12 protein-coding genes are annotated in these 19,506 nt (G+C 59.9%); 7 read left to right on the top strand and 5 right to left on the bottom strand.

Annotated features, from left to right (window positions below; genetic code table 11):
• Positions 1–197 precede the first annotated feature (197 nt).
• The 7 genes from rhaT to H8B15_RS18050 all read left to right on the top strand — a co-directional run bounded on the left by rhaT (position 198) and on the right by H8B15_RS18050 (position 15,365).
• Positions 198–1,235 carry an L-rhamnose/proton symporter RhaT gene (gene rhaT, locus H8B15_RS18020; protein WP_187321047.1) on the top strand — a complete coding sequence of 346 codons (1,038 nt, stop codon included), beginning with the start codon at positions 198–200 and terminating at the stop codon, positions 1,233–1,235.
• A 291-nt stretch (positions 1,236–1,526) separates the two neighbouring features.
• Positions 1,527–4,730 carry a SusC/RagA family TonB-linked outer membrane protein gene (locus H8B15_RS18025; protein ID WP_187321048.1) on the top strand — a complete coding sequence of 1,068 codons (3,204 nt, stop codon included), beginning with the start codon at positions 1,527–1,529 and terminating at the stop codon, positions 4,728–4,730.
• A 13-nt stretch (positions 4,731–4,743) separates the two neighbouring features.
• On the top strand, positions 4,744–6,255 hold the full coding sequence (locus tag H8B15_RS18030; protein ID WP_187321049.1) for a RagB/SusD family nutrient uptake outer membrane protein: 1,512 nt from the start codon (positions 4,744–4,746) through the stop codon (positions 6,253–6,255).
• A 186-nt stretch (positions 6,256–6,441) separates the two neighbouring features.
• Positions 6,442–9,918: a DUF4450 domain-containing protein gene (locus H8B15_RS18035; RefSeq protein WP_216859195.1), complete on the top strand. Its 3,477-nt coding sequence runs from the start codon at positions 6,442–6,444 to the stop codon at positions 9,916–9,918.
• A 137-nt stretch (positions 9,919–10,055) separates the two neighbouring features.
• Positions 10,056–12,200, top strand: coding sequence for a hypothetical protein (locus H8B15_RS18040; protein WP_187321051.1), 2,145 nt, complete (start codon positions 10,056–10,058; stop codon positions 12,198–12,200).
• 294 nt (positions 12,201–12,494) lie between these two features.
• Entirely contained in the window at positions 12,495–14,153 is a 1,659-nt protein-coding gene (locus H8B15_RS18045; RefSeq protein WP_187321052.1) for a glycoside hydrolase family 28 protein, read from the top strand.
• 21 nt (positions 14,154–14,174) lie between these two features.
• Positions 14,175–15,365 carry a glycoside hydrolase family 88/105 protein gene (locus H8B15_RS18050; protein WP_343069177.1) on the top strand — a complete coding sequence of 397 codons (1,191 nt, stop codon included), beginning with the start codon at positions 14,175–14,177 and terminating at the stop codon, positions 15,363–15,365.
• Between the two features lie 37 nt (positions 15,366–15,402).
• On the opposite strand, the gene H8B15_RS18055 is transcribed toward H8B15_RS18050, so the two are convergent.
• The 5 genes from H8B15_RS18055 to ychF form a co-directional block, all read right to left on the bottom strand.
• Positions 15,403–15,708 (bottom strand): hypothetical protein, encoded by a 306-nt coding sequence (locus tag H8B15_RS18055; protein ID WP_187321053.1) that lies wholly within the window; start codon positions 15,706–15,708, stop codon positions 15,403–15,405.
• A gap of 247 nt (positions 15,709–15,955) precedes the next feature.
• Positions 15,956–16,807: a rhamnogalacturonan acetylesterase gene (locus H8B15_RS18060; protein WP_216859196.1), complete on the bottom strand. Its 852-nt coding sequence runs from the start codon at positions 16,805–16,807 to the stop codon at positions 15,956–15,958.
• 109 nt (positions 16,808–16,916) lie between these two features.
• Positions 16,917–17,702, bottom strand: a complete 786-nt coding sequence (locus H8B15_RS18065; RefSeq protein ID WP_216859197.1) for a rhamnogalacturonan acetylesterase — start codon at positions 17,700–17,702, stop codon at positions 16,917–16,919.
• 175 nt (positions 17,703–17,877) lie between these two features.
• Entirely contained in the window at positions 17,878–18,087 is a 210-nt protein-coding gene (locus tag H8B15_RS18070) for a zinc ribbon domain-containing protein YjdM (RefSeq protein ID WP_187321078.1), read from the bottom strand.
• A 112-nt stretch (positions 18,088–18,199) separates the two neighbouring features.
• A complete protein-coding gene (gene ychF / locus H8B15_RS18075; RefSeq protein ID WP_187321054.1) occupies positions 18,200–19,300 on the bottom strand; it encodes a redox-regulated ATPase YchF in 1,101 nt (366 codons plus the stop codon).
• Between the last annotated feature and the right edge of the window lie 206 nt (positions 19,301–19,506).

Consider the following 19,506-nt stretch of genomic DNA (forward strand, 5'->3'; position numbering starts at 1 on the left):
GGTAATACACCAACAAAAGAAAGCTACTTACCCGGCGCCAACCTCCTGCACTCTCCTGCCTTCCCGAAAATTAACCGGCCCGTAACGCAACAACCACGGCTGCCCGGCAGGGTAGGGGTGGGTCAGGAGAGCACAGGAGGGTTTGGCGGTAGGATAACAGCAGCTTTGACGATACCCACCAACCTTCGATCTAGTATATGAGTGTCTTTCTCGGAGTTATTCTGCACGCGCTGGGCGGCTTCGCCTCCGGCAGCTTCTACCTACCCTATAAGAAGGTGAACGGCTGGGCCTGGGAAAGCTACTGGCTGGTGGGCGGGCTGTTTTCGTGGCTGCTGGCGCCCATCTTGCTGGGCTACCTCACGGTGCCCAACCTGTGGGGCGTGCTGGGCCAGGCCGAGACCAGCACCGTGGTCTGGACCTACATCTGGGGGTTATTGTGGGGGCTGGGCGGCCTCACGTTTGGGCTGGCCATGCGCTATTTGGGGTTGTCGTTGGGTATGGCCGTTACGCTGGGGCTGTGCGCGGTGTTTGGTACGCTGGTGCCGCCCATCTGGGAGGGCACGCTGGGCACGTTGTTCGCCACCACCTCGGGGCGCTACGTGCTGCTGGGGTTGGGTATTTGCGTGGCGGGCATCCTGCTGTGCGGCCGGGCCGGCATCATGAAAGAGCGCAGCCAGACCACTGCCGAAAAGCAAGCCGGCGTGGCCGAATTCGACCTGCGCAAAGGGCTGGGCGTGGCCGTGTTTTCGGGGGTGATGAGCGCCTGCATGTCGTTTGGCCTCACCGCCGGGCAACCCATTGCCGAGCTGGCGGCGCAAAACGGCGCCAACCCGCTCTACGTCAACAATGCCATTCTGGTGATTATCCTGCTGGGTGGCCTTACCACCAACGCCATCTGGACCATCTACCTCAACATCAAGAACAAGACCTATACCGACTACACCCGCGTGTCGGCGCCCATTGTGCGCAACATCATTTTCTGCGCGCTGGCGGGCTTTACGTGGTATTTCCAGTTCTTCTTCTACGGCATGGGCGACAGCCAGATGGGCGAGTACCGCTTTTCGGGCTGGACGCTGCACATGGCCTTTATTATTGCCTTCAGCAGCATGTGGGGCCTAGTGCTGCACGAGTGGAAAGGGGCTTCCTCGGCTACGTTGCGGACTATTTCGGTGGGGATTCTGCTGGTCGTATTTTCGACGGTAGTGGTAGGGATTGGGAATTATCTGGCGGCCTAATCGAAAACGTTTCCTGTAGTGCGGTACCATGCGGGCAGCAGAGCTTCTAATGGCTCTGCTGCCCGCATGGTTTTTCTATACCTATATGATAACAAGAGTATTATCCCTTGTGCGGTGTTGATAAGGCTTGCGGTTGGGAAGGGGTGTGGATGTGGGTAGGCTATTTCCACAAAAAACGTTTGCGGTACAGTACGCAACAGGAGGGTTTGGGCAAACGGCCGGGCTAAGTTCGTCTCACCAAAGCAATAGGCTTTGGCTGCACAGCATCTAACGCTCTATCACCTACCCTGTATGAAACGATTTTACAACTGGCGGCACTCGCGGCTGCTTCTGTGTCTGCCTCTGTGCCTGATGGCGGGGCCCATGATACCAACGCTACAGGCCCGGCCCGGCAACGTGCTGGTGGCCGAATGGCAGCTCACCGGCAGAGTAGTGTCGCAGAATGGGGAGGGCATACCGGGTGTAACGGTGGTGCTAAAGGGCACTACCAACGGCGCCACCACCGATGCCAGTGGCAACTTCAGCTTGGCGGTGCCCGAAGCGGCGGGTACGCTGGTGTTCAGCTTTATCGGCTACCAGACGCAGGAGCATAGGTTTGAAGGGCCGCGGGCGCTGACTATCAAAATGACTGAGGATACCAAGAGCCTGGAGGAAGTTGTGGTGGTAGGCTACGGCACCCAGAAAAAAGCCGACGTGACGGGCGCTATTGCTACCCTCGACGCCAGCAAGCTGGAGGAACGCCCCATCACCCGCGTCGATCAGGCGCTGGTGGGGCAGCTGGCGGGTGTGCAGGTACAACAAAATACCGGCCTGCCGGGCCGCGGCTTCAGCATTCAGGTACGCGGCAATGGCTCCATCACGGCCAACAACCAGCCGCTGTATGTCATTGATGGTTTTCCACTGGAGGCAGCCTCGCCTAACAGCAACGGCAACTATGCTACGGGTAGCCCGCTTGATAATATCAACCCCAATGATATTCAGTCGATTGAGGTGCTGAAGGATGCGGCAGCGGCGGCCATTTATGGCTCGCGGGCGGCTAACGGGGTAGTAATTGTGACCACCAAACGCGGCAAAACTGGTAAGCCACAGATCAGCTTCAATACCTACGCGGGTATTTCGCAGCAGGCCAAAAAGCTGGATTTGCTCTCGGCTGAGGAGTGGGTGGAGCGAGCCACCGAAATCATCAATACCACCTGGGTGCGCTCGGGCGCGGGCCGCACCGCCGACCAAACCAACGACCAGCGCCGCCAGATTCTGGGCCTGGCCCCTGGTGCCATAGACAACCGCTACATAACCGACGACCGGTGGTTTCAGCCTGGCCACCCCGGCCTCGACTACATCGATTGGCAGGACGAGGTGTTCCGGACGGGCAAGGTGCAGAACTACCAAGTGTCGGCCAGCGGTGCCACCAACAATGTGAATTACTACGTGTCGGGCAACTACACCAACCAGCAGGGCATTGTGCTGGGCGTAGACTACAAGCGCTATTCGGCGCGCGCCAACGTCGATATTAAAGCCACTGACAAAGTGCGATTTGGCCTCAACATCACGCCTACCTACTCTGTGTCGCGCGACCCTGGGGTGGAGGGCAAAGACAACCTGACGCAAAAGTTTATCACCATGGTGCCCGTGGCCGAAAGCTCGGCCGGGCTGCTCACCAACTACGGCGACAACGACCGGTATGCCTGGGCGGGCTCTGGCATTAGTCCGGTAGGGGAACTGCGCAACCGCCAGCAAAGCACCACCCAGTTTCGCACGCTAAGCACGATTTACGGAGAGTACGAAATCATTCCGGGGTTGCGCCTGCGTTCTACCCTAAACCTCGACAATACCGATTCGCGGGCCAAGTCATACATTCCTAACTCGCGCTTGGTGGGCAGTGGGGCCACGGGCACGTTCAGCGGCTACCGCAAGCAGGCCTTCGTAAACGAAAACACGCTGGGCTACAGCAAGGTAATTGCCGAGAAGCACGACTTGTCGGCGCTAGTGGGCTATTCCTATAACTTCTTCAAAACCGAAGCCGACCGCCTGCGCTCCTCGGGCGGCTTCGTGAACAGCGCCGTGACCACGCTTAACGGCGCCACCAACATCAGCGGCACCAGCGACAACGGCACCACCGAAACCCAGAACGTGCTGCTGTCTTACTTCGGGCGGGTGCAGTACTCCTACCAGGGCAAGTATCTGGCCACGGCCAGCGTGCGCCGCGATGGTTCCTCGCGCTTCGGCAGCGCTAACCAGTGGGGCATTTTCCCGGCTGGCTCGGTGGGCTGGCGCATTTCGCAGGAGGAGTTTATGCGCAATATTACGCCCGTGAGTGAGCTGAAGCTGCGCGGCAGCTACGGCCTGTCGGGCAACAACGGCATTGGCGACTACAGCAGCATTGCTACCCTGGGCATCTACAACTACACCTTTGGCAGCGCAGTTGCCACCGGGCAAGCACCCAACGTAGCCGCCAACAACACCCTGAAGTGGGAGAAGTCGCGCACCGTGGACGTGGGGGTAGACTTTGGCTTCCTGAAAAACCGCATTTTTGGCTCGTTTGATTACTACACCAAAACCAGCAGCGACCTGTTGCTGAACGTGCCGCGCCCCAGCGCATCCGGCTATTCTTCTCAGCTTGTGAACATAGGCGAGGTACAGAACCGCGGCTGGGAAGTGGAGCTGAACACGCGCAACCTGATCCACGCGTTCCAGTGGAATACCTCCATCAATTTCAGCCATAACCGGAATGAGGTGAAGCACCTGGGGCCCGGCGATGCTACCATTGAAGTGGCCTCGCCCTACGGTGCCTCCAGCGTACTGCTGCAAGTGGGGCAGCCTATCTATTCTATCTATGTGATCAAGCAAACGGGTATTCTTACCCAAGGCGACGTGGATAGCGGCGTGCCCATTATTCAGGGACAGACGGTAGGCGACCCCAAATACCTGGATGCCAACGGCGACGGGGTCATCAACGAGAAAGACCGCATCATTGCGGGGCAGCCCAGCCCCAAATACACCTGGGGTATTACCAACACCTTCAACTACAAAGGGTTTGATTTGAGCGTGCTGGTGCAGGGGCAGAACGGCGGCAGCCTCTACTCGCTCATCGGCCGGGCCATCGACAACAGCGGTATGGGCGTGATACAAAATACACTGGGTTTGCAGCGCGACCGGTGGCGCTCGGTAGACGACCCCGGCGCGGGCGAGCGGGGCAAAGCCGTTACCAACTTCTCGCCCCTGAAAAGCACCTCCTGGCTGTATTCTTCCAACTATTATCGCATTCGCAACATCACGCTGGGCTATAACCTGGGTAACATTATCAGCAAGAACGTGATGCAGGGCGCCCGCGTGTTTGTGTCTTTGGAAAACTACTTTGGGCACGATACCTACCGCGGCGGCTACAACGTGGATGCCGTGAACTCCAACTCCGGCAGCGACTTCGCGGTGGGCACCGACTACGGCGGACTACCCCTCACCAAATCGGCTACGCTAGGCCTGAATGTTACTTTCTAGATCATTCCTACCCATGAAAAATATTCGTATTCTACTGGCCTTGGCCGGTGCGCTGGCGCTGAGCAGCTGTGAGGATGAGCTGGAGCAGGCCCCTATTTCCAGCGGTTCGGTGCCTACCTTCTACCGCTCGGCCGATGATTTCACCCAGGCCCTAAACGCCGTGTACAGCGGCCTGCGCAACTACCCCGACCGCCAGCTGACGCTCTCCGAAACCCGCTCCGACAATATCTACGGCGTGAGCGCGCAAGGCCTGCGTACCTGGGAGCCCGTCAATAACTTTTCCATTGCCATTGCTTCCAACGAGTACCCCGACGCTACCTGGGGCTCGGACTACAACGGCATCTTCCGGGCCAACGTGCTCTTAAGCCAGCTGGAGCAAAACGGTAGTGTACTGGCTGCCGACGCACGAACCCGTATGGAGGCGCAAGCCCGGTTTCTGCGGGCACTGTACTACTTTGATCTGGTGCGCTATTTTGGGCCGGTTCCGTTGATTGATAAGCCGCTGGAGCCCAATGAGGTAGTGCAGATTCCGCGCGCGCCGGTAGCGCAGGTATACGACCTGATTATTGCCGATTTGCAGGCCGCTGCTGCCGCTCTGCCCGTTTCCTACACGGGCGTTGATGTAGGCCGCGCCACCAGCGGTGCCGCCAAGGGTATGCTGGCCCTGGTCTACCTCACCCGCTCGGGCCCTACCTATGGCATTGCCGGTCCTGGCCTGGGCACCAACGACTACGCCGCCGCGCTTACGCTATTGAATGAAGTAATTGCAAGCGGCCAATACCAGTTCCTGACTGGTGCCAACGCCTACGCCAATATCTTCTCCTACACCAACGAGAACAACAAAGAGGTTGTGTTTGATGTGCAGTACATCAGCGGTGGGGTAGGGCTGGGCGCCACCTACCCCTCTATTCTGGTAAACAACAACTACTTCGCTTCCATTGGGGTAGGCACCACCTTTGGCACCGGCGACGAGTTGCGGGCCGCCTCGGATAACCTGCTGAAAACTTACGCTACCGGCGACGTACGCAAGGCCGTCTCGTTGCAGGTAGGCTACACCGGCGGTGGCGTTACGGAGCAGCGGGCTGCGTTCAAAAAGTACATCAACGGTGCCCTGCGCGGCACCACTCGCGCCGATTGGCCCATCAATTTCATTGTGATGCGCTACACAGATATTCTGCTGTTGAAGGCCGAAGCCATCCTGCGTGGTGGGGGCGGCACGCAGAAAGAAGTGGATGACATTGTGAATCAGGTGCGTACCCGCGCTGGGCTGACAACGCCCATCGCCAACGTAACGCTGGCCCAATTGATGGAGGAGCGCCGTCGCGAGTTTGTAGGCGAAGGCCTTCGCTGGCACGACTTAGTGCGCTCAGGCTTGGCGCTTACGGTGATGAACGCCTGGATCAACTCGGAAGACACGCGCAACCGTATTCGCAAACCCATTGTGGCTAACGACTTAATCTATCCGGTGCCGCAGAGTGAGCTGGCCGCTTCCGGGTATCTGTATGAGCAGAATCCTGGCTACTAGTCGTAACACGCCAAACTCAGCCTGCACGTTTTCGGGTGACTGAAAACGCGCAGGCCGAGCCGTTGTATGGAGTATCGCATGAGGCAAGCAAAACGCTGGTTTATAAGAAGACTATTCCGCTGTCAGGGAGTAGGGTTGCTGTTGCTCGCGCATCTAGCAGTTGGTCAAAGCCCTACCCCTGCTACTGTGCCCGCGCTGTGGCACAACCAGCCCCGCACCCTGCGCTACCACCCCGAGGGGCAGGATTTCGTGATTCGCAACGGCACGCACCGCTTCACGCGTGCTTTGTACGGCACCAATACGGCGTTTCGGGTAGAGGCCGGCGACCTGCCCGAGTTTGCGCTCTACCTGCCCGGCATGGGCGGCAACCTGAAGTTTGGCCTGCTCGGGGCCGATGGGCAGAGCAAGTGGCTGATCGAGAGTGATGTTACGGCGCGCTACCGCCCCGGCACCATGCTCTACGACATCCGGGACCCGCTGCTGGGCACCAGCACGCTGCACCTGCATGTACTGGCCATGAGTGATGCCGAAGGCGTATTAATAGAAGCCCAACTGGAAGGCGCCGCGCCAACCAGCGTGCAGCTGCTATGGGCCTTCGGGGGCGCTACCGGCAAGAAATTCAGCCGCGACGGCGACATCGGCGCCGACCCCGAATCCAGCTTCTACCTCAAGCCTGAATACTGCCAGGGCAACACGTTTCAGCTGAAAGCCAACACTTTCGCGCTCTACTACGGTGCCGAGCCCAAGCCCGACGAAACCACCCGCTACGAGCTGTCCCATACCCCACCCAACGGCCAGCGCCCTACCCCCGAGCGGCGCAAGAGCCTGCTGGGCATCGTGCCGCCTACCTCCCGTACCCACATTGCCGATGCCACCCAGCAGGCCACGCCCCAGCAGCTATGGAATTCTTATGAATCCAATATTCCAACATTAGGTGGTCTTCTACCACCTAGCGCTCCTGTATTAGTTGGAGCCATACCAGCTACTGCCAAAGCGCTGTACTTCGCGGTGCAAAAGGCCGAAACGGCCGTGCCGCTACGCTACGCCGAGCTGCCGCAGGCCTGGGCCAAAGCTGAAACTGCCCGCGCCGCGCTGGCTGGTCGCGTGCACGTCAGCACGCCCGACCCATACATCAACACGCTGGGCGGGGCACTTGGTATTGCCGCCGATGCCATTTGGGAGTCGCCTACCTACCTGCACGGCTCGGTGGCGTGGCGCATGCGCCTACCCGGCTGGCGCGGCCCCTACGTAGCCGACCCCCTGGGTTGGCACGACCGCGCCCAGACGCACTTCCGGGCCTATGCCAAGTCGCAGCTGACGACGCCGGCCGGGCCGGTGGTGATGGACACCACCCTGAACCTGGCGCGCAGCCTCGAAAAGCTGGGCACCTCGGTATATAGCGACGGCTACATTGCCCGCAACCCCAACGGCGACGCCCGCCCCCACCACTACGACATGAACCTCGTCTACATCGACGAGTTGCTGCGCCACCTGCGCTGGACCGGCGACCTGGCGTTTGCCCGCGAAGTGTGGCCCGTGCTGGAGCGCCACCTGGCCTGGGAAAAGCGCAACTTCGACCCCGACAACGACGGCCTCTACGACGCCTACGCGGCCATTTGGGCCTCCGATGCCTTGCAGTACAGCGGCGGGGCCGTCACGCATTCGTCGGCCTACAATTATTGGTCGAATAAGATGGCGGCCGAGCTGGCGGCCAAGCTGGGCAAGGACCCGCAGCCCTACCAGGTCGAGGCCGCCAAGATCAAACAAGCCCTGCAACGTCGCCTCTGGATGCCGGACCGCGGCTGGTACGCCGAGTATCAGGACGCGCAGGGTCTACGGCAGCTGCACCCATCGGCCGGCCTCTGGACCATCTACCACGCCCTCGACTCGGAAGTGCCCGACCCGTTTCAGGCCTACCAGTCGCTACGCTACATCGACACGCAGATTCCGCACATACCGGTGCGCGCCGAGGGGCTGCCCGATGCCGGCTACTACCTGCTCTCCACCACCAACTGGCAGCCCTACGACTGGTCCATCAACAACGTAGCCCTGGCCGAGGTGCTGCACACCACGCTGGCCAACTGGCAGGCCGGGCGCTCGGAGGAAGCCTTTTTGCTCTGGAAAAGCGCCCTGCTCGAAAGCATGTACCTGGGCAGCAGCCCCGGTAATTTTCAGCAGGTGTCCTTCTACGATGCTCACCGCGGCGAGCTGTACCGCGACTTTGCCGACCCCATTGGCATGGCCGCCCGCTCGTTGGTGGAAGGTTTGTTCGGTATCCGGCCCGATGCGCTAAATGGCACGCTCACCATCCGGCCCGGCTTACCCGCCGCCTGGGATTCGGCGGCCCTCACGGTGCCCGATGTGGCTTTTGCCTTCCGCCGCGCCGGGCAGCAGGAGACGTACACTATCACGCCGCATTTCACTAAGCCCTTGCAGCTGCGCCTGCAACTCCCGGCCCGCGCCGTGGAAGTGGCAGCGCTGACGGTGAACGGCCGGCCTACCCCATGGCGCAACCTCCCCGATGCGGTGGGCCAGCCGGTAATTGAAGTCGATAGCCCGCTGCAGGATAACTATGTAGTGAAAATCAGGTGGGCTGGTGATGCGCCGGAGGCAGTACCACGCGCAAAAATGTACCGGCCCGGCTCGGAGCTAGCCTTCGAGCCGCAGCACGCTACGATAGGGAAGGTGTTTGACTCACAAGGGGCACTACGCCAGCTCTTTGTTGCTCCGGCGGTGGCAGACAATGCGTCTCCCGGCGGCGCGGGGCTGCTGGCGCACGTACCGGATGCCGAGGGTAGTCGCACGGCCTTCGTACAGCTTCAACAAGGCTCCCTGACGTGGTGGGCGCCCCTGGCCTTCGACGTGAAGGCGGATGGTATGGCTTCCGCCAGCGCGACATCGGTGCGAAAACTCGCCAAAAAAGTAACCGCTACCTACGACCCCATCGACCTGACGCCCTATTTCAACGACCAGGTGACGAACATCTTCCAACCCAATAAATACCAGGCAGACCGCCCCGTGGGGCCTACCTTGCAGCTGCCCACGCAGGGCATTGGCAACTGGTGCTACCCGCTCACGCAGGCGGTGATTGATGACGCGGGGCTGCGCCGCCTGGCCGGCGCGCAAAACCAAATCATGCTGCCCGGCAACGTGCCGTTGCGCACGCCCGGCGGCGTAGGGGAGAAGAATGTGCTGTTCGTGTCGCAGTGGCGGGCCTACCCCGATTCGGCTACGGTGCCGCTGCAGGGCAAAGCGCGCCACGCGCAGTTGCTACTGGCGGGCTCCACCAACCCCATGCAAAGCCAGCTGACCAACGGCGCGGTGGTGGTGCGCTACACCGACGGCACCCGCGAAACCCTGGCCCTGCGCAACCCCGACAACTGGTGGCCCATCGAGCAGGACTACTTGCAGGATGGCTTCGCGTTTCAGACCTACGCCCCGCGGCCCTACCGCCTGCACCTCAAAACCGGCCTGCTCACCAACGAGGCCGCCCCCAGCTACACCAGCATCAAGGGCTTCAGCACCCGCGCCATTGAGGGCGGCGCCGCCACCATCCTCGACCTACCCCTGAACCCGAAAAAGAAACTCCGCAGCCTCACCGTGCAGGCCCTGGCCAACGATGTCGTGATTGGCCTGATGGGCGTGACGCTGGTGCGGAAGTGAGTGTCCAAGACGATGTAAAGACGCATCCTTGCGTCTCGTCGTTGAACGACCTGTTTAGAACGACTCGCATCAGATAGCATTTCAAACAACATCAGCAACGCCGAGACGCAAAATATTGCGTCTCTACACCATCCACCATGTTCCACCTCCGGTTCCTTCCTATACTCCTTCTCCTAACCGCCGCCCTACCCCTGGCGGCCCGGCAAACGCCCATCGACCGCCAGGCCGTGGTGGAGCGGCACACGGTGCGCAACACTACTACCGATACCTTATCGTCATTGTCGGTGGGGAACGGGGCGTTTGCGGTGACGGTGGACGTAACCGGGTTGCAGACGTTTCCGCAGTACTATGAGAAGGGCGTGCCGCTGGGTACGGAGTCGGAATGGGGGTGGCACAGCTTCCCGAACACCGCGGGCTACAGGTTCGAGCAAACGCAGCGCGACTACGTGCTGAACGGGCGCAAGGTCACCTACTCGGTGCAGCGCAAGGAGGCGGAAAACAAAGCGGCGGTGGAGTATTTTCGGGCCAATCCGCACCGGTTGCAGCTGGGCAACGTGGGCTTTGTGCTGCTGAAAAAGAACGGCTCGGAAGCCACCATCCACGACCTGCGCGACCTGCGGCAGGAATTGAACCCCTGGACCGGCGAAATCCGCAGCCACTTCACCCTGGAAGGCACACCCGTAGACGTGCTGACGGTAGGCCACCAGCAGCAAGACGCCGTGGCCGTGCGCGTGGAGTCGGACTTGCTCAGGCAGGGCCGGCTGCAGGTGCGGGTGCGCTTCCCGTTCCCCACGGCCGCCTGGGCCGATATGGGCACCGACTACGACCACCCCGAGCAGCACCAATCCGGCATCAGCCAGCAAACGAAAACCAGCGCCCTGCTCACCCACCAACTCGACACGACGAAGTATTTCGTGGCGCTGCGCTGGAATCAGAAAAACGCCCGGCTGGCGGCCGGCGCGCAGCCGCACGCCTACCTGCTCACGCCCGGCAAGAAAGACAAGGTGTTGGAGCTGACCGCCCGCTTTGCGCCCCGCCAGCCCAGCGCGGCCGCCCCATCGTTTGCCGATACGAAACAGAACAGTCGGCAGCAGCTGGCAGCCTTCTGGAAAAGCGGCGGCGCCGTGGATTTTGGCGGCACCGCTGATCCGCGGGCCAGGGAATTGGAGCGGCGCGTGGTGTTGTCGCAGTACCTCACGCGCATACAGGGCGCGGGGCAGTACCCGCCCCAGGAAACCGGGCTGGTGTTCAACAGCTGGTACGGGCGCCCGCACCTGGAAATGCACTGGTGGCACTCGGCGCATTTTCCGCTGTGGGGTAGGGCCGAGCTGCTGGCGCGCAGCCTGGGCTGGTACGCCCGCCCCGACGTGCAGGCCGAGGCCCGGCGCATTGCCCAGGTGCAGGGCTACCAGGGCGTGCGCTGGCAGAAAATGACCGACCCCTGGGGGCAGGAAGGGCCGTCGTCGGTGGGGGCGTTTCTGATCTGGCAGCAGCCGCACTTCATCTATTTTGCCGAGGAACTGCACCGCGCCCACCCCACCGCGGCCACCCTACGGCAGTACCAGGACCAGGTGCAGGCCACGGCCGAGTTCATGGCGTCCTACCCCTTCTACCAGAAGGACCAGGACCGCTACACGCTGGGGCCGGGCGTGATTCCGGCGCAGGAGCGCTTCAAGGCCGAGGAAACCTTCAACCCTACCTTCGAGCTGGTGTACTGGCACTGGGCCCTGAGCACGGCCCAGCAGTGGCGCGTGCGGCAGGGCCTGCCCCGCAACCCCAGGTGGGACGATGTGCTGCACAAGCTCTCGAAGCTCCCGCAAGCCAACGGCGTGTACCTGGCCACCGAAAGCGCTACCGATTCCTATACCAACCCCGAGTTCAAAACCGACCACCCCTCGGTGCTGGGCGCCCTGGGCATGATGCCCAACACCGGCCAGCAGGACACGGCCACCATGCGCCGCACCTTCAACCTGATCTGGAAAGATTGGAGCTGGGACAAAACCTGGGGCTGGGACTTCCCCATGACCGCCATGACCGCCACCCGCCTCGGCCTACCCGACCGCGCCGTGGATGCCCTGCTCATGCCCATCCAAACCAATACCTACCTGCCCAGCGGCCACAACTACCAGGCCGAGCGCCTGCCCCTCTACCTGCCCGGCAACGGCGGCCTGCTCACGGCCGTGGCCCTCATGTGCGCCGGCTACGACGGCTGCCCAACCACCAACCCCGGCATCCCAAAAGGCTGGAAGGTGAAGTGGGAAGGCCTCCAAAAGATGCCGTAGGGTAGTAGCACTGATTCCCCTCCTTTTTTTTAAGGAGGGGTGGCCGAAGGCCGGGGTGGTAAAATCGTTGAACGATACCACTGACAGCCTAAAAAAACGTCTGTCATCCTGAGCAGAGCGATGGAATGCCATATTTAAGACGACCGCATAAGGCATGCGGGTAGTAGCGCGAAGCTCTGCTTCGCGCCCGTCAGCACGAAACCCATGGGCCGATTTTGTGCTAATGGCGCGAACGGCCGCGAAGCAGAGCTTCGCGTTACTATTCACTTCTAATCGACTATACACTATAGTATAATGCTGAAATACTTATCGTTGCTTTCCTTGCTTGCCCTGCCTGCCCTGGCGGCGGCGCAGTCGTTTCCGGTTAATCTGCGGCCGATGCAGACCACCTCGTTTCGGGCGGATACCACGCGCATCACGCAGTTTGGGGCCGTGGCTGATGGCCTGACAGTCAACACCAAGGCATTTCAGCAGGCCATTGATGCGTGCAGCCAGCAGGGCGGGGGCGTGGTGCTGGTGCCGCGCGGGCACTGGCGCACCGGCCCGCTCACGCTGCGCTCCAACGTGAACCTGCACGTGGCCGCCGGGGCGCTGGTGCAGTTCAGCAACCAGCGCAGCGACTACCAGCTCATCAAAACTAACTGGGAGGGCCTCGACGCCGTGCGCAACCAGCCCCTGCTCTACGGCCACGACCTGGAAAACGTGGCCATCACCGGCCAGGGCATTCTCGACGGAGCCGGCGAGGCGTGGTGGATGGTGCAGAAAGCCCGCACGCCCGAGGGCGAGTGGAAAGCCCTGGTGGCCTCGGGCGGTGTACTCAACGAGAAGCAGGACCGGTGGTACCCTTCGGCCCAGAGCCTGAAAGGCACTACCGTAAAAGAAGCCGGTGTGCTCACGGCGGAGAAGTCAGAAATCAAGGATTTTGAGGAAATCAAAGACTACCTGCGCCCCGATTTCATCGTGCTGGACCGCTGCAAGCGGCTGTTGTTCGAGGGCGTCACGTTCCAGAACTCCCCCGCTTGGACGGTGCACCCCATGCGCAGCCAAGAGGTGGTGGTGCGCAACATCACCGTCCTCAATGGCCCCTACACCCCCAACACCGACGCCCTGGATCTGGAGTCGTGCCAGGGTGGGCTGGTGGAAGGCTGCACGTTCAGCGTGGGCGACGATGCCATCTGCATCAAATCGGGACGCAACGAGCAGGGGCGGATACGGGCCATGCCCACCGAGAACTTCCTGATTCGTAACTGCACGGTGTACCGCGCCCACGGCGGCTTCGTGATTGGCTCCGAGATGTCGGGTGGGGCGCGCAACATCTACGTGCAGAACTGCACGTTCATCGGCACCGATATCGGCCTGCGCTTCAAAACCACGCGGGGTAGGGGCGGGGTGGTGGAACGGATTTTCATGGAGAACATCGATATGAAAGACATTGGCGGTGAGGCTATTCTGTTTGATATGTACTACATGATCAAGGACCCCACGCCGCAGGTGGCTGGCTCCAAGGAGCGGCCCGCGTCGCCGGCCAAGCCAGTGGATGAGGGCACCCCGCAGTTCCGCAACATGCACATGCGCAACGTCACCTGCAACGGCGCCCGCACCGCCCTCATGGTGCGCGGCCTACCCGAAATGGCCATCAAGGACATCAGCCTCGAAAATGCCGTGCTACAAAGTCAGAAAGGCTTGATCTGCATCGAAGCCGACAACATTCGGCTGCACAACGTGGCTTTCCTTTCCACCGCCACCGACCCCGTGCTGGAGGTGCACAACAGCCAGAACATCCTGCTCAGCGCTATTCGCTACCCCGCCAATGCCACTACCCTGCTGCGGGTATCGGGGGCCGAGAAGGCCCGTAATATCAAGCTGCTCCACACCGATACCAGCGCCGCCAAGCAGGCCCTGGAACTGGGAGCCGGCATGAAGAAAAAAGCGGTAACAGTCTCGCAACGCTAATCCTCCTACCTACTTCACCTGATGAAATATTGCCTGATTCTGCTGAGCTTCCTTGTGTTCAGCTGTGCCACCACCACGCAAACCAACACCAAAACGACTGCCCAAAAGCCTCTGTCGCAGCAGATGGCCGACTCGTTTATGGCGCTCTACCCCGACTCGGTGCCGGCGGCCCGCAACCGCGCCGCCCGTTGGGGCTACGAGCACGGCCTGATGCTGAAGGCCATTGAGCGCGTGTGGCAGCAAACCGGCGACCAGAAGTACCTCAACTACATCGTGAAAACGCTGGACCACTCGTTCCCGGCCGATGGCTCCATCCTGTTCTACAAAGCCGCCGATTACAACCTCGACAACATCAACTCGGGCCGCGTGGTGCTCACGCTGATGCAGCAGCCCGGCCTGGATCAGCAGAAATACCGCCGCGTGGCCCAACTGCTGCACCAGCAGCTAGCCGAGCAGCCCACCACCAAGGGCGGCGGCTACTGGCACAAGAAGCGCTACCCCTACCAGATCTGGCTCGATGGGCTCTACATGGCCGAGCCCTTCGCCGCCGAATACGCCAAGCTGTTCAACCAGCCCGAGGGCTTCGACCACGTGGCCACCCAGTTTGCGCAGGTAGAGAAAAACCTGGTAGACCCCAAAACCGGCCTGCTCTACCACGGCTACGACGAAAGCCGGGAGCAGCAGTGGGCCAACAAAGAAACCGGCCAGTCGCCCAACTTCTGGAGCCGCGGCATGGGCTGGTACGCCATGGCCCTGGTGGATGTGCTCGATTACTTCCCCCAGAACCACCCGCAGCGGCAGCAGCTCATCAAGGACTTGCAGCGCCTGGCCCCCGTGCTGGAGAAATACCAGGACCCCGCCACCGGCGGCTGGTGGCAGGTAACGGACCAGGCTAACCGCCAGGGCAACTACATCGAAACTTCGGCTTCCTGCATGTTTGTGTACGCCCTGGCCAAAGGCGCCCGCCTGGGCTACATCGATAAGAAGTACCAGGAAGTGGCCGAGAAAGGCTACCAGGGCATTGTGAAGAAGTTCGTGGAAACCCAGCCCAACGGCCTGCTGGCCCTCAACGGCACCGTCAGCGTGGGCGGCCTCGGCGGCAACCCCTACCGCGACGGCAGCTACGAGTACTACCTCTCTGAGCCCATCAAGCAAAACGACTTCAAAGGGGTAGGGCCGTTTATTATGGCGAGTGTGGAAATGGGGAAATAGATATGTATTTTTTCTTTGAATAGAATAATTCACTCAACTAGTATTGTGATAATATAATCTGTTTAATGTGTTTTATTTCATATATACCTCCGTAAGTTTTGTTTATACATATATTATCAGCTATTCTCATAGAGTCTATGTTTTCTATTTTATTTTCGTCTAAATAATCTTTGCTCTTCTTTAAGGTCAGCTCTACTGCCGATATATAAAACCAATTTTTATGCATGTCTTTGATATAAAATGAATCAGCACTGCTAATCCATGATACATTAGTCATGTGATACTGAAATCCTTTAGGGTCAATTCTTCTGGCTATATTCGTTTTTACTTTTTTAACGTTCATACTCAGCGAAAGGCTGTCATTAATTTCGCACGGAATGAAATAGTCGAAAGACATACAATTACGTGCATTGTCAAGTACTAAAATGCCAGTTTCCTGGAATTCTTTAGGCTCTTGAACACAACTACTAAGCGAGATAACTAAAATAGTAAGAATAAATAATTTCATTTTTTGACCATACACAAGATGAATGATTTATGTGATTTGTAAACTGAGAAGCTCAAGTTATAAAGTTCTAATAGAGTTTTAGTTATTCCTTCTTCAAATACTTGCGCAGCGGCAGGCGCTTAAGGCTGCGAATGCCGTCGGCTACGAGTTCCGCGTTGAGGCGTGCTCCCGCTTTGATGGTATGGGTGTGGTCGGTGGTGTTGAAGTAAGTGGCGCGCACGGCGGCTTCGCCGGCTTGGTCGTAGCGGTAGGCGGCGCGCTGGTTGAGGTCGATGAGGGGCACGTTTTCTTCACGGGCTACCGTGGCGGCCCAGCCGGCGTACCCGTCGGTGCTGCGGTTGACTTTGCCGTTGGTCCACTGGTTGCGCGGCACCAGCGTGCACACGATGGGCGTGGCGCCTTTGGCCCTGGTTTCAGCAATAAACTGACGCAGGTACCAGCCGTAGGAATGCACGGTTTCGGGCTTTTTGGTGAGCAGGTTGTTGATTTGCTCCGTCTCGGCGCCCGTGCCTTTGATGGTGCCGCGGGCGCGGAGGGTGTCGTTGAGGGGGCTGCTGTCGTTGTGCCCAAACTGCATCATCACGTAGTCGCCGGGCTGTAGCTTGGCCTGCACCTTCTCCCACAGCCCCAGCGTGCGAAACGTGCGGCTGCTGGTGCCACCCAGCGCATCGTTCTCCACCTGAATGCGGGTAGTGTCGAAGTGCGCAGCCAGGAAGTTGCCCCAGCCCCAGAGGCCACCGTCGCCGCGGCCTTTGCCGTTCTTCACCGTCGAGTCGCCAATGAGGTACAGGGTAGGGCGCGGCCGCACCAGCCGCGAGAACGAGGCTAGCGTGAGCGTGAGCAGCAAAACCGAAAGCAAAAGGCGAAAGCGCGGGCGTGGAGTAGGCATGGTAGGAGAGGATAAGATGGGTAGGAGGATGATAAGTCGGGTCATGCTGAGCGGAGTCGAAGTATCTCGCGTGCTGACGAAAGATACTATCTCACCTTAGCACGCGAGATGTTTCGACAAGCTCAGCATGACTTGGCAGAACGCAAAGAGTGCTTCAGCCTTTGCGCAAATACTTGTTCAGCGCAATTTTCTTCTCGGCCCGAATGCCATCCACCACGGACGCCGCATTGAGGCGGGCGCCCTCGGCGTTGGTGTGGGTATGGTCGCCGGGGAAAAAGGCTTTGACCTTTTCCGGCCCGAGCTGGTTGTATTTCGCGGCTGTGATGCCGTTCAGGTCGATGAAGGGCACGCCTTCCTGCCGGGCCACCTCGGCGGCCCAGCGCCCAAAATCCTGGTCGGCCAGTACTACCTTGCCGTCTTTCCACTCGTTGCGCGGAATCATGGAGGCGATGATGGGTTTGGCGCCCTTGGCTTTGGCTCCGCGCACAAACTGGCGCAGATACCAGCCGTAGGTGTGCACGGTTTCGCGGTGGCCGTCGGGCCAGGTGAGTTCCTTGGTTTCGGGGCCGGTGCCGCGCAGCACGCCGCGCCGGCCGGCCTTGGTGGTGTCGGGCACACTGCCTTCGTTGTGCCCAAACTGCATCAGCAGAAAGTCGCCGGGCCGCAACAGCGAATCTACTTGGTGCCAGCGCTGCTCCGACACGAACGTGCGGGTGCTGCGGCCGGCCTTAGCGCGGTTTACAATGTGCAAGCGGGTGGTGTCAAAAAAAGCCGGTAAAGCGGCGCCCCAGCCCATTTGGGGCGCGTTATTATTGTTGACGGTAGAGTCGCCGATGAGGTAGAGGGTAGGGTGCGGGGTAGGCCGTTGGGTTACACTTGCCAGCATTGCCGCCAGCAACGCCAGCCCTGCAACCAGCCGGAAATGAGTGAGTAAGCGCATAGGAACCAAACGGTAAGGAAAGAACCCAAGTACGCGAAAGCGCCAGGTCGATCCATCCTGCACCCACCCGCTGCGCTGCTATGTGCCCAGTGCGGTAGCCCTGAAAAGCAAAGCGCTCCGGTCGACTATCGACCGGAGCGCTTCCTGATAAGCAATGGCACCGAAAACGGTGCCGCTACGCCTTCTTCAAAAACTCCGTTTTCAGCACCATTGTGCTACCCCCGGCGCGGCCTTCAATCTCGGCCGGGCTGTTGGTGAGGCGAATGTTCTTTACCAGCGTGCCGCGCTTGAGCGTCTGCGATGAGCCTTTCACTTTCAAATCCTTAATCAGCGTCACCGAGTCGCCTTCGGCGAGCAAGTTGCCGTTGCTGTCCTTTACGTCCATGTGCGTGTGTTGTGTGGGGTAGGGCGTGAAGGCGTAGTGCATCCATCACGCAACGATGGGCTCCCTACCACAAAATCCGTGAAATTCGATAAATCCGAGCGAATCCGTGGTCCTAGACGTTGAAGCGGAAGTGCATGATGTCGCCGTCCTGCACCACGTATTCCTTGCCTTCTACGGCCATTTTACCGGCTTCTTTGATCTTGGCTTCCGAGCGATATTGCTCGTAATCAGCTAGTTTAATTACCTCGGCGCGGATAAAGCCTTTCTCGAAGTCGGAGTGGATAACGCCAGCGGCGGCGGGGGCTTTGTCGCCGCGGTGCACGGTCCAGGCGCGCACTTCCTGCACGCCGGCGGTGAAGTAAGTAATCAGGTTCAGCAGCTCATAGCTGGCCCGGATCAGGCGGTTCAGGCCCGATTCGGTGAGGCCGTACTCGCCCAGAAACATCTCCTTTTCCTCGGGGTCGTCCATCTCCGCAATCTGCGACTCAATGGCGGCCGACACCACTACTACTTGCGCATTCTCGTTCTTCACATGGTCCCGCAGCGCATCCACGTAGGCGTTGCCGTTGTTCTGGATGCTGCCCTCGTCCACGTTAGCCACGTAGATAACCGGTTTGATGGTCAGCAATTGCAGATCTTCTACGGCCTCCAATTCGTCTTCGCTGGCGCCCAGCGAGCGGGCGTTGTGGCCGGCTTCGAGGTGGTCTTTAAAGCGTTGCAGGGCGGCTACTTCCTTCTTGGCCTTGGCGTCGCCGCTCTTGGCCGAGCGCTCCGATTTAGCCAGCTTCTTATCGATGCTTTCCAGGTCCTTGAGCTGCAACTCCGTGTCAATCACGTCTTTGTCAAACACTGGATCAACGCCACCCGCTACGTGCACAATGTTGTCGTCGTCGAAGCAGCGTACTACGTGAATCACGGCATCTACCTCGCGGATGTTGGCCAGGAACTTGTTGCCCAGGCCTTCGCCCTTGCTGGCACCCTTCACGAGGCCGGCAATGTCCACAAACTCCACAATGGTAGGCACCACGCGCTGGGGCTTCACAATTTCCTCCAGCACTTGCAGGCGCGGGTCGGGCACGGTAATCACGCCCACGTTAGGCTCGATGGTGCAGAAAGGATAATTGGCCGATTCGGCCTTGGCATTCGATAACGCGTTGAACAGCGTGGACTTACCCACGTTCGGCAGACCGACGATTCCGCAGCGGAGACCCATACGGTGAAATGGTGAAGTTGTGAGATGGTGAGTTGACGTTCTTTCCGTTGCGTCAATTCGGGCACAAAGGTAAGGGTTTTGTAGGGGCGCGTTGCACGCGCCCGTCGTTGTTTATCTACGACGAAGTAGGATAGTGCTACTTAGGCAGCATACTTGATAACCAAAAAACGGCGCGCATCAGCCTGAGCCGACGCGCGCCGTTTTGA

The organism is Hymenobacter citatus, assembly GCF_014333615.1.
Taxonomy (GTDB): Bacteria; Bacteroidota; Bacteroidia; order Cytophagales; family Hymenobacteraceae; genus Hymenobacter; species Hymenobacter citatus.